The sequence below is a fragment of the Paraburkholderia sp. BR10882 genome, assembly GCF_040948855.1.
Taxonomy (GTDB): domain Bacteria; phylum Pseudomonadota; class Gammaproteobacteria; order Burkholderiales; family Burkholderiaceae; genus Paraburkholderia; species Paraburkholderia nodosa_A.
Genome location: NZ_JBFPKP010000024.1, coordinates 61,219 through 75,277 on the forward strand (window position 1 = coordinate 61,219; position 14,059 = coordinate 75,277).

Consider the following 14,059-nt stretch of genomic DNA (forward strand, 5'->3'; position numbering starts at 1 on the left):
TCAGGAATGTGGCGTTGAGCGCGCTGGACTGCCCCGCGGGATGTAATCCGGAGGAAGGGCAGGCAGCGCGCGTTCAAGGAAGTTTTTTATCGCGTCCATCTGGTCGCATTCGGAGTCGCTGAGCCATCAGAAACGCATACGAGGCGATACTCAGTGTGGCGTGGTGGTGAAAGCCACGCCAGCCCCTCCCTTCATGATGACCGAGCCCAAATTCCTGTTTCAGGTCCTGATAGTCGCGCTCGATGCGCCAGCGCATCTTGGTCACGAACACAAGCTGCTCAAGTGTCGCTTCCTCGGGGGCGGTAGCGAGAAAGTATTTGAGCGGCTCCGTTTTGCCATCGGGCCATTCGATGAGCAGCCATTCTTCGTCGCGGACGGCGCTTCGCCAATAGTCGCGATGTGCGGGACGAACCCGTACGGCGGCAAAGCGTGAGGATAGTGCTGCGTTGCTGCCTTCCCGCCAGGTTACGGATTGCCAGGCGTTCACGGGTAATTGCATGTCCAGCTCCTTCACGGCGATCGGCTCGTGGCCGGGCGCACGGCGCAACAATGTCGGCGGCTTGCCGCGCCCGCTCCAGGGCTTGGGCGGAAGCGGCTCCATACCGGGCGCCCACACTGAAGTGCCAGGCCGGATCCCTACCGCATACAACAAACCCAGTTCAGTTATGCTTTCCCGAAAAGCGGTTTTATCGCCGTACCCGGCATCTGCGAGCACAATGCCCGGTGCAATGCCGGATGCTATAGCCTCTCGAAGTTGGGCCAGCGCAATCTGTGGTTTCGTCTCGAAGGTGAGATCGTCGGGAGTGCCGGCATAACGCGCTCGTTCACGGTCGTCAATCCATTCCTTGGGGACATACAGCTGCCAGGCAATCAGCAGACTGCCGCGTTGCGTCGCGATCGACAGGCTTACGGCGACCTGACAGTTGTCCTGCTTTCCGAGCTGCCCGCCGTACTGACGTGCCACCTCGACCGAATGACGTCCCTTCTTTGGAAAACCGGTGTCGTCAATAATCCAGTAATAACCGTTCTCTTCGGCTGCGTGTGCGTCTAACGCAGGCATCACCCATTCTCGTACCCGCTGCAAGACCGCACGGTCAGACCAGTCTGCCCTGGCTACAAAGTGGTGGAGAGACTAGTGCTTCGCACTCGCGTGAAGTGGGTCAATGTGCGCGGCCATTGGCTCGACACTCTTGCGCGACAGGGGCAAAACCAAGCCCGAACAGTAGCCGCTGAGGCCGGCATGGCGATCGGCATGCCCTAACGCCTGCCCAAGATGATTCGGATATGTCTCAAATTCGTCGACATCTTCTCTCATCGATCGCCCGAAGTCTATAGTATTCAATGCGACCAGGTATCGCTTTGCCGCAAACAGATTTTGTGACACAGTAAGACTTCTATGGTGCAATGGAAGTCAAGCCCTTTCGCGATCCGTTTTCCCGTCAGTTATCTCCCGAGCGCGACAGGTGGTTATCCACGGCCGGCCGGCGGGGTCGTCTGTTACGACCACGACGCTGGCCGTGGACAACCTGCTCGATCAGATGTTTTGCAATCCTCCATATCAAGCGAGAACAGTAGTGAGGTCGGGGTGTCTGAAGTCCGGGCACTTGACCGGACCAACTTCTATCCGTTCCGGCACGAGACCGGGCACCACATACCGCATGCGCAAGGCGCTGGAACCGCCCCTTATGGACGCGCCCCATCTAGAACTACGGTCACCTGCGAAGGTGACCCGCTTACTGTCCGGGCGCGCCGAACCTTCAAACGCTGCTGCCGCTCGACGTTGGCTACTCAGGTCGCTGTCACCTTCTTCGCAGGGGCTTGAGGGTTGCCCCGAGGGGAATCTCGCCGAATGCGCCATAGCGCGACCGCCAGACGTCTGGCAAGTGCCACAATGCCGATGCGTCGCATACGCTTGTCGCCGCCTGCAAAGCGCTCGTTGAACCAATCGCTTAGCTGGCTGCTGGGCTGGAAGCGCAACCAGTTCCACCATCAGCCATCGCGCTCGCTTGTTGCCGATCTTGCTGATGCCCTGCTCAACTTCACTGGTGCCGCTGGCATAGGGCGTCGGGGCTAAGCCCAGGCAGCCGGCCACTTCACGGCGGTTGTGAAACTGCCGCCAACCAAACAGTTCCCTGATCAGGACCCAGGCACTGCCGGTGCCGATACCCGCAAGGAGCGCGAGCCGCGCAATCGCGGGTTGCGCACCGCTGCGCACTTCGCGCTGCTGCTGTACCTCGAGCGCCCTGATCTGGCCTGGCAGCGAGCAACAGCCGTTCGAATTCGCGTTCGATCTCGGAGCGCAGGGCAGGCAACAGCTGTGCAGTGTGCTGCGTCCACCAGTGCGCCCACGCGCGGCCACCGATTCGCTCGGGCCGCAGGTTGTGGAGTACAGCAGCGAGCGGATGCGGTTGCTATGGGCAGTGCGCTCCTGCCTCAGGCGAGCGAGTTCACGGTGTACCCGCCGCTCATCTTCCTGTTCGGGGGTGGGGATACGTGCGACCGCCCAAGCCCGGCGCTCACCACCGTAGTAACGCATCAGCATCGACAGAAGCTTGTCGCTGTCGAGACGGTCGGTCTTGACGCGACGTCTGCGCCGGTTCACTTCGATACTGGCTGAATCCACCACCAGGTTCGTGATCTGATGTGCTTCCAGGCAGCGGCGAAGCCAGAAGCCGTCACGCCCGGCTTCATAACAGCTGCGCACCGGGGCATCGATGGTCAGATGACAGCGCGCTTTGGCTTTTGAAATCGCCGTAAAGACCGCGGCCGTATCGCCAGCGGCCACTGTGCAGCGGCTCGGGAGTGCACTCCATCGCCCAGCGAGAGCTTCCAGTTCTTGTCACCCAGTTCAAAGGCGACGTACAGCGATCCGGTGATGGTTGTATCCTGCCCATGAAGGGCCGTGCGAGGCGCATTCATTTGCGTACCACCTCGGAAAACGGGTGTCGGAATCCTCGTTTTACTCCAGGAGGCTTACTTCCGCGGCCCTTCCCTAGTATCTAGCAGGCTGTTGAAATACACCTCACTGATGCGCGGGATGCCTTTCCAAAGAGTCGCTGCGTCGGTTGGGTTTGTGTCGATTTGTTACCGGGCGCTCCCGCGCAAGCCCACTCCTGCCGAGAAGCGTGCGGTCGGTTCCGTCACTTCACAAGACGTGCATTCTAGCGCTCCGATCTTACCGCGACAAAACCATTTACCTGCAGAACAAGCTTTTTCTGGATCGCGAATCATCGATATGATTGATGCGCTCAAAAATATTAATGGCTCATACGAAGCGGATCTGCGCTGTTAGGATTCTCCCGTCGTTGCCACGAAGCCGAGTATGAGCGAAGATTTAGATGCCGTCCAAGCGAATCGTATCGACACCGGGCTTGAGCCAGTTAACGGCGATGCGTTTGATGCTAACGCCCTTGGTTCTGAGCCGTCTTCGCAACGTTTTTCCAGCGTGCTCGCGCCTGCCATGGCTATCGCATCGATGTGCAGCAGCGTGCAGCTTGGTGCTGCATTGTCGCGACCCGTGATGATCCGATACGGTACGCTCAGCACGACTTGGCTGCGTCTTTGTTTCGCGGGATTGGTACTCGCGATCGCGATGCGACCGCCGCTCCATGCCTACTCCCGACAGCGCTGGATCGCCGCTCTCGTTCTCGGTAGCGCCATGGCCGGCATGATGCTGTGCTACTTCGAAGCCGTGCAACGCGTGCCCCTTGGTCTCGGAGTCGCCATCAGCTTCATTGGCCCCCTCTTCGTCGCGATGGCCGGCATCCGCAAATTCCGGATGCTAGTGTGGTGTGGCCCATGGTGGCGATGGTCGGCGTCGTCCTGATTGCGCGGCAGGGCGGCATATGGACCACCTCGCTCGCCGCGCTGGTCTTTCCGATTGGGGCTGCGCTCGGCTGCGCAACCTACATCGTGATGATGAAACGAGTCGGCACGCTGTTCGATGGCCTGCAGGGGCTCTCAATGTCGCTGATCGTCGCGGCCCTTGTCACCACGCCGTTTGGTCTTGCGCAAAGCGGTGGCCATCTGCCCCGCCGCTCAACTGATTGACGCCGCATATCTCGCGGTACTCGTGCCGCTCCTGCCCTACGTACTCGAAATGTTCGCGCTGCGGCGCATGACGGCGTCCGCGTTCGGCATTCTGATGAGCGTCGAACCCGCCATTGCCGCCGCAATCGGTTTTATCGTCTTCGGTCAGCCTATGACGGGCTTGCAAAGCATCGGCACGTTGCTCGTGGTCTGCGCCAGTACAGCCTGCTGTCGCCAAAAATAGGCCAGTGTTGCCGGCAATTGGATCGTCGTCTCGCACTGCATTTTTTTCCAAGTCTTCGAATGTTGCCGAGACACTAACTAGGGATGGTTCGCTTCGTCGTTGTATGTGTCGCGCTCGCGATGCTGTTTCCCTTCATGTAGTTTTACTGGAGACTGAAAATGGCCCACCAAGATCGTGCCCGTTTCGAACCGGTTGCAGACTGTGAAATGCAGGCGCTCTTTTCCGCCTCGCCCGACACCGCCGCGTTTCACCGCGGCGAACGGATCGACCGCGAATACTATCGGCGGCATCTCGTCGAGACAGTGCTGCGCATCCGCCTGAACAATGAAATCGATGCATTCGCGCTCTACAAGATTGGCTTCAAGGACAATCAACTCGCGCAGATCCTCTCGCAATACCTCGCCGAGCAATACGGCCACGAAGGACTCTTTCTGCGCGACATCAAAAAATTTGGCCTCACCGCCGAACGGATTGACACCATTCAGCCGCTCCACTCGACCAGCAAGCTGATCAATTACTTGTATCTCAGCATCGAACGCGATGGCCCGTTGCCGACGATGGTGTGGAACTGGTTCGTCGAATGGTATTCGGGCCGCTACAATAAGACGATCACCGAGGCTGCGGGTCGAGCCTTCGGCCACCACACCGTTAAGGGTTCACTTGGCCATATCCAATACGACAAACCGCGCGACCGCGACGGTCTGATGTGCGCCTCCCTCCAGCGGGCGATCGACGGATGGGGTGGCATCGACAAGGCCGAAATGCATCTGCGCAACTTGCTTGGTCGGCGATTACTTCGACGAACTGAAGGCAGAAACCGGGCGCCAGTCGGAGGTGGTCGTCGCATGAGGAGCGCATCATGGCTACTGTCGTAGTAGAGCCCGTCTCATCGGGCACCGCGCCGGTCGCTGCAGCGCAGCGGCTCGGGCATCCGGTACACGCGTTCTGCGCAGATACTCGCATCGTGCCGCCAACGCACCTACGGACCGTCGCGTCGCTGACGAGTGTCGACACTGGCTCGGCTGATGACGTCGCTGCGGCGGTGCGGACAGTCGGAGGCATCGACGCGCTCGTTGCCGGCTTTGAGTACGCGGTCGACATCGTCGCGCAGACGGCCGCACAATTGGGCTTACCTCATCTAGCGCCCGAAGCGGCCGCGCTCACAACGCGACAAATACCGTTGCCGTCGGCGACTTAGCATGTCCGGGCTCGCCGTCCCGCGTTTCGCGTCGATCGCGAAGCGTGGCGACGTCGCCCGCGCGGCGGCGCACGTCGGATTTCCTGCCATAGTGAAGGCGGTCGATGGTTGCGGCAGCCTACTGGTGCGCCGCGTCGATTCCCTCGCGCCGTTGCACGCGATAATCCGCAGCGTTGCGAATCGATCTGTGCCGGACATGGGCCGCGAAGTCGGTCAAGCGATGATGCTTGAAAGTATCTCGACGGCCCCGAGTACAGCGTAGAAGGCTACGTCGGTCCACTCGGTCCGCGCGTGCTTGCCGTTACCGAAAAGATCCTCGGGCCCGAGCCGTACTTCGTCGAGATGGGACATGTGGTCGACGCTACGCTCGACGAGCGCGACCCAGCTCGGCTGAGCGCGTATGTCGAAACGGTGGCGAGACAGATCGGCTTGACGCTGGGCGTGTTTCATGCGGAAGTGCGCATGACGCGCGACGGTCCCACGCTGATCGAAATCGCCGTGCGGCTCGGTGGCGACCGGATCTATCGGCTCGTTGAGCTAGCTAAGTCAATCTCGATTACTGTCAACGCTACGCGCAGACCAGTACTGCCGATGTTCTTATTGGATACACGGCTGCCTGTAGTCGCTGAACGCCTCCCCATGTCAGAGCTCCGCATTGCAGCTCAGAAACCACAATGAGGCCCGGCGCAATAGCTACCAGTATTCGTCTTCTCGAACATTCCCGTGCTTGCACTCCACGCTGGCTCGCCTGTTGCCCACCGCCTACAAGGCAACACCGTCACCGAAAGACCCTTCTTCCCCGGAATCAGTTGACCGCGACAGTTCGCTTTAACGTTGTCCGAGTTTTTGTCGAAGAAGTGCCACATTGCGCGTTATCTATATAACAATCCAGACATTCCCGCCTAGTGCATTCAGGTCGCGGCAGACGCGCTAACTCATTCGGAATCAAGGATCGGGGGCTTGGGTCTGTGGTTATGCCGGCAGACAGAACAATCCCTCGACGAGAAGGACCCGGGACGCACTCTCAGTTAATGCCGAGTGGATTCGGTCCTGCGAAAAAAGACCTGGTACCGGCCTTGTGTCACGCGGCAGCTTTCGCGCTTGCCCGCGTTGCTGGTTTTCTAACTCCTCGCCCGTGGAAACTAGCGCATTCGGATCGCCCCCCGGCAACGGGCGCGTATATCTTCGATCTCCCTTTCCCGGGACTTCTTCCTCGCCGATGCAATCAGGTCGGCACATTGGCACCGATTTTGCTCTGAGGTAACCCGCCCGGCGGATGCAATAGTGCTCCGGCAAACCAAATCGCGACTTACGAAGGAGACTTGACCATGGCGTTATTGGAACGCGTCGACTGGTACGACATCGCCCGCGCCAACAATTGGACCCCGTCCTACGTGTCGGATTCGGATCTCTTTCCCGACATCATGTCTGGCGCACAAGGTATTCCGATGGTCCAATGGGAGAGCTACGACGAGCCGTACAAGACGTCGTATCCCGAGTACGTCCGTATCCAGCGCGAAAAAGACGCTGGTGCCTATGCTGTGAAGGCAGCCCTGAATTGCTGCCGCAGCTTCGAGGATACCGATCCAGGCTGGCTTTCCATCCTTAAGGCCCATTACGGCGCCATTGCACTCGGCGAGTATGCGGCAATGAGCGCCGAAGCACGCATGGTTCGCTTCGGCCGTGCACCAGGGATGCGCAACATGGCCACCTTCGGCATGCTCGACGAAAACCGTCACGGGCAGTTGCAGCTCTACTTCCCTCACGACTACTGTGCAAAAGACAGGCAGTTTGACTGGGCGCACAAGGCCTGTCACACGAACCAGTGGGGTGCAATTGCCGCCCGCAACACATTTGACGACCTTTTTATGTCCCGCAGCGCGATCGAGATCGCGGTTATGCTCACCTTCGCGTTCGAAACGGGCTTCACCAATGTACAGTTCCTCGGTCTGGCAGCCGACGCAGTCAACGTCGGCGATTTCACTTTCGCAAGCCTGATCTCCAGCATTCAAACGGACGAATCGCGACATGCGCAAATCGGCGGCCCGGCGCTGCACATTCTGATTGCAAACGGCCGTAAGACGGAGGCCCAGAAGCTCGTGGATGTCGCAATCGCACGGACATGGCGCCTGTTCTGTCTGCTCACGGGATCGTCGATGGACTACGCCACGCCGATCGAGCACCGCAACCAGTCGTTCAAGGAATTCGCGCGCGAGTGGATCGTCAGTCAGTTTGAGCGGACACTCATCGATCTCGGCCTCGATTTGCCCTGGTACTGGGACCAGTTGATCAATGAATTCGATTACCAGCACCACGCCTATCAGCTAGGCATCTGGTTTTGGCGTCCCACGGTTTGGTGGGACCCCGCAGCTGGCGTGACGCCCGAATGCCGCGACTGGCTGGAAGAAAAATATCCCGGCTGGAACAACTCGTTCGGCAAGGTATGGGACGTCATTATCGAAAACCTGCTCCTCGGCCGCCGGGAACTTACGATGCCCGAAACGCTGCCTGTCCTCTGCAACATGAGCCAGTTGCCCATTTGCGCCATTCCGGGCGATGGCTGGAACGTGAAGGACTACCCTCTAGACCATAACGGCCGCAGGTATCACTTCAATTCGGAAATCGACCGCTGGGTCTTCCAGCAGGACCCGGTTCGTTACCGCGATCACCTCACGCTCGTCGATCGCCTCCTCGCCGGTCATATCCAGCCACCCGACCTGTTGGGCGCGTTGAACTACATGGGGCTCGCGCCGGGCGAAATGGGCGACGACGCGCACCAGTATGCATGGGTCGAATCGTACCGAGGACCCGTGACAACAAAACAAGCCGCCTGAGGCTGCCACGCAAACGAGGACGACATGGCACTCTTCCATGTGATCTCAAATTTTCAATACGACTTCGTATTGCAGCTGTTGCCGGTGGATACCGGCAATACGATGGATGAAGTTGCGGCCGCCGCCGCGTTCCATTCCGTGGGCCGACGCGTCATCCCACGGCCTGACAAGGTTGTGCGCGTGCGGCGCCAGGGCGCCGGGCAGTTCTACGCGCGCGACGCAAAGCTCGGCGAGACGGATATCAAGCCGATGGAAACGCTCGAATTCATCTTTTGCGACGAATGAGGTCGAAATGAAGTACCAGAAAGTCTGCACGCTCGACGACCTTTGGGCAGGCGAGATGATCGAAGCGGAGGTGGATGGCCGCGTGATTGTGGTGGTGAACTCAGAAGGCGGCGAGCCGCACGCCTTTCGGGGCGCTTGTCCGCATCAGGCGATTCCGCTCGGGGAAGGAAAGTTCGACGGCCGCGTGCTGATGTGCCGCGCGCATCAATGGACCTTCGACGTGAATACCGGCAAAGGAATCAATCCTGGCGACTCCCGGCTTCGCGAATACCCCGCAAAGATCGAGGGCGAAGACGTTCTCGTTGCGGTGGGCAGCGTTGAAACCCTCTTTGCCCATTCCTGAACGTCACAGAGAACCGATCATGACCACCGAAACCACCGCCTTGGCTTACCGCAACAACCGCGTGGGTCCCGTGCTTCGTGCGGGCAGCATTACGGCGGGCGTCATCGAAGCCGCGCACGAAGACAACCCCGGCAAGACGATCCGCGTGGACGACAAATTCGCGTATGTGCGCATCGATACGGATGGCGAACTGATCCTCCGCCGCTCCACGCTTGAGGAAACGCTTGGCCGACCGTTCATGATGTGCGAGCTGGAAGTCAGCCTCAGCTCGTTTTCAGGCCGCATCGAAACAACCGAATGCTACGTGCGGTTTTACTACGAGAAAACGCTTTAACCGGAGACGAGCATGACTGAGCCCGAAGTCCTCAAGCCGCTGAAAACATGGAGCCATCTAGCCGCGCGGCGGCGCAAGCCAAGCGAGTATGAGATCGTCTCGACGAACTTGCACTATACCACCGACAACCCCGACGCCCCCTTCGAACTGGACCCTAACTTCGAAATGGCGCAATGGTTCAAGCGCAACCGCAACGCCTCGCCGCTGCGACATCCCGACTGGAACGCATTTCGTGATCCAGACCAGATCGTCTATCGCACGTACAACCTGCTGCAGGATGGTCAGGAAACTTACGTATATGGTCTCCTCGACCAGTTCTCCACGCGCGGTCACGACGCCCAACTCGCCCGGCCATGGGCGGCCTCGCTCGCACGCGTCTATACCCCCGCTCGCTTCCTGTTTCATGCGCTGCAGATGGGCTCAGCGTATCTGGTCCAGATGGCCCCCGCTTCCACGATCTCCAACTGTGCCGCATACCAGACCGCTGACTCTCTGCGCTGGCTCACGCACACCGCGTATCGCACCAAAGAACTGTCCCTGACTTTTGCGGACCTCGGCTTCGGCAGCGATGAGCGGCGCCGCTGGGAACTCGACCCGCCTTGGCAGGGCTGGCGAAAACTAGTTGAAGAAGCACTCACCGCGTGGGACTGGGCTGAATGCTTTGTCGCGCTAAATCTCGTGGTACGCCCGGCAGTGGAAGAGACCGTATTGCGCGGCCTCGGCGTCACGGCGCGCCAAAACGGCGATATCCTACTCGGCCTTCTTACCGATGCGCAGCTCATTGACACCGAGCGGCATCGGCGTTGGGCCAAGGAGCTCGTTCGCATGGCCATCGAACAGGAAGGCAATCACGCCGTGCTGCGTGCGTGGGTGCACAAATGGGAGCCGCTTGCCATTGACGCCATAACAGCATGGTGCGCCGTCTTGCCGGACGCACGCGGAGCTAGCGCACGCGCGAAGGTAGCCACGCGCGAATTCCGGCGTTCGATCCGACTGTGAGTCAATAGGCCTTGAATGAAGGAAGTGTCGTCGGAAGCCCGCCCGCTCCGACAATTTGGGGAACGTCAAACGTAACAACACCTAGAGCGGAGCTTTAGATCATGAGGACAATCCTTGCAGCTTCGGCGATTGTATGCACCCATCTGCACGATTACCTAAGCCAAGACCATCGGCAGCGGGCTCACGGAGGCGGGCACGCTTCGAGCAAATGTATCGGTGTCGTGGCTTGATGATCCCGGCTAGCCCTTGCTCCGAATGAATGATGTTGCGGCGTGAGCCCGAGCCAAGCGGCAAGTTTCCCTGGGCGTGTCGATGTCTATCGTTTGTAGGATCCGTCCGTCTGCTCCGACATAAGCGACGGGCTAATTAATCAGTATTTCCTTTCCAAATAGGAAAAATATGAGAGTTCTTTGTGAAATTCTTATTCGTGGCACGTTGCTGCTATCTTTTCTTTATGGGGTGCCGGCCCATGCTTGCCTCTCAAAAGTTATCCCGGAAGCGGATCGAAGATACGACGTATTGAATAGCAAAATATTCTATACAGGGCCCGTTACAATTCAAAAGGCGAATGACTTGATAGCGGCGCTGGACGAGTTGAACGCGAAGTACCCGAAGCTAAAATCGATCTATCTATACATCGACAGCGGTGGTGGAGATACGGACGCGGGGTATATTACTTACCGCGCCATCCAGAGTTCGAGGGTTCCGGTAATAACAGTTAATTTAGCCACGGTGATGTCGGCTGCTACGATGATGTTTTGCGGCGCTCAGGATCGCCTCTCCTTTCCTGGGGGACGCTTTATTCTGCACCCGCCAAGCATAGACCTGAGCAACAGGTTTCAGCCGGATCAGCTCAATGTTGCCACGGAAAATTTGGATACCGTCAAGCAAATGCTTTCAGATATCTACAGAAGTTGCACCAACCTGAACGGCAAGGAAATAAATTCAATGATTTACAGTGAAAATAACAGAAAGGTTCTCAGTCCAGATGAGGCTTCTGCAAATGGAATGGTGACTGGCATAGCTCATGAGATTATTGATGCACCGGTGTCCTACTATGTAACGGATCGCGCAAAGTAAGCTTTCTGGGATGGACTGGCTTCCGGTCGCTTTGTCATTAAACAAATCGAACTTGCGCCGGCATTCATGTGACCGAATGCCGGCTCGATCGCACCGCAATCTTGTGGCCCCAATGAATAAATGCGCGCCGGCAAGCTGTTTGCGATAAAGTGAGGCACGTAGGACGCGTCGCTTGAGAGCGAAATGCTGATGGACCGGACTGAAACAATCGCCACCATCACGGAACGCGGTTTCCAGCCGTTCGCATTGCGCTAGGCGATCCTCGATCGTGTTGCGGTGTTCATTGAACGCCAGCCGCTGTCGAACTTGCGCGTGCTCAAGCGGCGTCGGTGTGTCGGCCCCCAATCCGCACGTCCAATGTAGTTCACACCATGCTGGAGCAGGAACGATTTCAGCCCGCATCGCAGCTGTTTAAGGTCTTCTCGCGCCGATGACCAAGCACTGGCCAGATCGCGACACGCTTCATCTTCCGCCGCATGGCACATGCACCGCGGACAGATCGCCCGCTCGCAGCGAACGCACCAGCTTGATGGCGTCACGCCGGTCGGTCTTGACGGGCTCGCCGGGTTTGCGCGGGATGAGCGATGGTGCACATACAACATGTCGAGGCCTTCTGCATCAGTCGCCGGCAAAGGCCATAGCCGCGTGGAACTGCTTCGTAGACGATGCGGATGCGCGTCGCTTTGAACTGCAGTCGTTTGCATAAGCGATCATCTTCCATCTGTGACGTGCCGATCTTGCCGAGCAGTTCCACATCGCTCATACCGACCGCATAGGCAACCATGATCGAATCCTTATGAACGTCGCGCCCTACATACAACGTGCTATCGTCTTGCATGCTAGCTTCCGTGCCGGAAACAGTACCTGTTTGGCACCAGTCCCCCGTCCAGGCAGCACACTCGCGCCCGCCGCGAAATGCCTTCTTGACATTCCTGTCTTCCTTTTTCCACTCGCGCATACGTCGCTCGATCCGGGCGATTTGCTCATCAAATCCGCTCAATCCGTTCCACTACTAGCGCAGCGTGTCCGTCCACGCGGCAGGCATCCGCCGCGCTACGTAAGGCAGTAGACCTTGCTCACCGTTCCCTGGAACAGTGCTTCGCGCTCATCGGCGCCAGCTTGCGCAGTCAATTTCCTGAAAGCGTTCCAACCGTTTCTGAATGGGTGGCATCCCTTATCGACAGGGAAATTGCTCTCGCACATGCAGCGCTCCGCACCGAACGCTTCGATACACGTATGCATCCAAGGCTTCCACGCGTGCGCCAGCTCATCCGATGACGGCGGACGTTCGCCCTTTTCAAACGCGAAGCCATTCATACGCATGCCGAGGCCACCAAGCTTCACATAAACATTCGGCAACCCGGCGAGCATGCGCATCGAACGGGACCAGGCATCGAACACTTCCACGCGCTGATTCGCATAGCACGCGATGCGGACGACACCGCCGCAATGGTTGATGATGAAAGGTGTATCCGGAAAGGCCTTTGCCATGTCGAACAGCTCCGGCAATTGCGGAAAGAATAGCCATGCGTCGTACGACAGGCCCAGCGGAGCCAGCTGTGCAACGCCCGCCCGATAGTCGGGGTCAAGCAGCAGCCCTCGCGGCGGCGCCGAAAAGGGATTGGCGAGTGTCTGGTCCGCGTCCCATGTAACGAGATGTCGAATGCCACAGAACCGGCCATCGCCGGCGTGCAGTTCCGCTCCGAGAACATCGCGCACCGCCGCGCCCCGTCGAAGATCCGCGTAGCCGATCATACCTTTCGCTACCTGTGGCTTGCCGCCTTGCAACGCCGCGGTGACGCCAGCCACGTATTCGATTTCGCCGACCGGGCGCAACGACTCCGGACCAGAGGCGCGATACCGTGTCAGCGCCTGCATGAACACGGAGGCGGTGATGTTATGACCCGTGCGCGCGTCCTCGAGGTACTCGTCGAGAAGGTAGGTCCAGCCCGGTCGTTCGTAAAAGTGATGATGCGCGTCGATGATCGGCATATCGGGTTCGAGCGCCCCTTCGCCACCGGAGGCGAGCCAGTCGGCACTAACGGGGCAGCTAGTTGTTGGTTATACTCACGGAATGCGTTTCCTCTTTTGCAAATGCAAGACGCGCGCTGATAGCGGGCAACAACATCGATGTTGCGAGAGCGCCGAGGACCTGAGGGCGTCGGAACGAGGGACGTGGCTCCATTCTTAATCTCCGCGACCGAAGGCGTAGAGGGAAAAGGTCAGCAAGGTCGTGATACCCAGCACGATCGAAAGACCAGAAGCCGGCCTCGCCGATGCCCAGCAGCAGCCGGATCGCGTAAAAGCTCTTTGGGCCCACGGCCAGCGCTGTTGCCGCTGCGAAGAAGCCCCACGTGATCACGATTCGCGCGAGCCAGCGCGGCCCACCGAAGCGGTACAACGCCAGGTTGCTCGGAACCTCGAACACGCAGTACCCGGCGAACATGATGCCCGCGCCCCACCCGAACTGTGTGGCGGTCAAACCAAGATCGCGATTCATCGTCAACGCCGCGAAACCGACGCTCGTGCGATCCAGGTCGTTGAAGAAGTACGCAAGCGCGATCAGCGGAATGAAACGCCACGCCGCCTTCCTGACCGCGGACTGCACATGAGCGGACGCGAACGCGCTGCCCGTTGCGATGTTTGATGAGATGGATGTCATGTCGTTTCTCCGCGCGGCGGCCTCTCCTGCTTCCGCGGCTCGATGATTCCA

The 14,059-nt window shown here is 58.9% G+C and carries 13 protein-coding genes and 5 pseudogenes; 12 read left to right on the plus strand and 6 right to left on the minus strand.

Going from position 1 to position 14,059, the window contains the following annotated elements:
- Positions 1-1,315: pseudogene (locus tag AB3X99_RS35795) on the minus strand (IS701 family transposase).
- A gap of 243 nt (positions 1,316-1,558) precedes the next feature.
- Positions 1,559-2,785, minus strand: a complete 1,227-nt coding sequence (locus AB3X99_RS35800) for a transposase (protein ID WP_368619625.1) — start codon at positions 2,783-2,785, stop codon at positions 1,559-1,561.
- Between the two features lie 537 nt (positions 2,786-3,322).
- On the opposite strand from AB3X99_RS35800, the gene AB3X99_RS35805 reads away from it, so the two are divergent.
- From AB3X99_RS35805 to AB3X99_RS35860, 12 genes are all read left to right on the plus strand, one after another.
- Positions 3,323-3,826, plus strand: coding sequence for a hypothetical protein (locus AB3X99_RS35805; RefSeq protein WP_342950269.1), 504 nt, complete (start codon positions 3,323-3,325; stop codon positions 3,824-3,826).
- Complete coding sequence (locus tag AB3X99_RS35810; RefSeq protein ID WP_342950270.1) at positions 3,799-4,050, plus strand: hypothetical protein; 252 nt, start codon at positions 3,799-3,801, stop codon at positions 4,048-4,050. The genes AB3X99_RS35805 and AB3X99_RS35810 overlap by 28 nt, the downstream gene beginning before the upstream one ends.
- 22 nt (positions 4,051-4,072) lie before the next feature.
- A complete protein-coding gene (locus AB3X99_RS35815) occupies positions 4,073-4,273 on the plus strand; it encodes an EamA family transporter (RefSeq protein ID WP_368619626.1) in 201 nt (66 codons plus the stop codon).
- A 158-nt stretch (positions 4,274-4,431) separates the two neighbouring features.
- A complete protein-coding gene (locus tag AB3X99_RS35820; protein ID WP_368619627.1) occupies positions 4,432-5,148 on the plus strand; it encodes a hypothetical protein in 717 nt (238 codons plus the stop codon).
- A gap of 324 nt (positions 5,149-5,472) precedes the next feature.
- Positions 5,473-5,733: a hypothetical protein gene (locus AB3X99_RS35825; protein WP_368619628.1), complete on the plus strand. Its 261-nt coding sequence runs from the start codon at positions 5,473-5,475 to the stop codon at positions 5,731-5,733.
- A 29-nt stretch (positions 5,734-5,762) separates the two neighbouring features.
- Positions 5,763-6,149, plus strand: coding sequence for an ATP-grasp domain-containing protein (locus AB3X99_RS35830; RefSeq protein WP_069268307.1), 387 nt, complete (start codon positions 5,763-5,765; stop codon positions 6,147-6,149).
- 650 nt (positions 6,150-6,799) lie between these two features.
- Positions 6,800-8,305 carry a toluene monooxygenase gene (locus AB3X99_RS35835; protein WP_368619629.1) on the plus strand — a complete coding sequence of 502 codons (1,506 nt, stop codon included), beginning with the start codon at positions 6,800-6,802 and terminating at the stop codon, positions 8,303-8,305.
- Positions 8,306-8,329: 24 nt separating this feature from the next.
- A complete protein-coding gene (locus AB3X99_RS35840; protein WP_342925261.1) occupies positions 8,330-8,590 on the plus strand; it encodes a toluene-4-monooxygenase system B family protein in 261 nt (86 codons plus the stop codon).
- 7 nt (positions 8,591-8,597) lie between these two features.
- Entirely contained in the window at positions 8,598-8,933 is a 336-nt protein-coding gene (locus AB3X99_RS35845) for a Rieske 2Fe-2S domain-containing protein (protein ID WP_069268304.1), read from the plus strand.
- 19 nt (positions 8,934-8,952) lie between these two features.
- Complete coding sequence (locus AB3X99_RS35850; protein WP_368619630.1) at positions 8,953-9,267, plus strand: MmoB/DmpM family protein; 315 nt, start codon at positions 8,953-8,955, stop codon at positions 9,265-9,267.
- A 12-nt stretch (positions 9,268-9,279) separates the two neighbouring features.
- Positions 9,280-10,266 carry an aromatic/alkene monooxygenase hydroxylase subunit beta gene (locus tag AB3X99_RS35855; protein WP_069268302.1) on the plus strand — a complete coding sequence of 329 codons (987 nt, stop codon included), beginning with the start codon at positions 9,280-9,282 and terminating at the stop codon, positions 10,264-10,266.
- A 399-nt stretch (positions 10,267-10,665) separates the two neighbouring features.
- Positions 10,666-11,346, plus strand: a complete 681-nt coding sequence (locus AB3X99_RS35860) for an ATP-dependent Clp protease proteolytic subunit (protein WP_342925257.1) — start codon at positions 10,666-10,668, stop codon at positions 11,344-11,346.
- Positions 11,347-11,574: 228 nt separating this feature from the next.
- Here AB3X99_RS35860 and AB3X99_RS35865 read toward each other — a convergent pair.
- From AB3X99_RS35865 to AB3X99_RS35880, 4 pseudogenes are all read right to left on the minus strand, one after another.
- Positions 11,575-12,184, minus strand: a pseudogene (locus tag AB3X99_RS35865) (IS110 family transposase); the annotation flags it as partial.
- A gap of 42 nt (positions 12,185-12,226) precedes the next feature.
- Positions 12,227-12,415, minus strand: a pseudogene (locus AB3X99_RS35870) (IS110 family transposase); the annotation flags it as partial.
- Positions 12,400-13,531 (minus strand): annotated as a pseudogene (locus AB3X99_RS35875) (amidohydrolase). The pseudogenes AB3X99_RS35870 and AB3X99_RS35875, both read right to left, overlap by 16 nt.
- Positions 13,532-13,603: 72 nt before the next feature.
- Positions 13,604-14,008: pseudogene (locus AB3X99_RS35880) on the minus strand (MFS transporter); the annotation flags it as partial.
- Positions 14,009-14,059 lie beyond the last annotated feature (51 nt).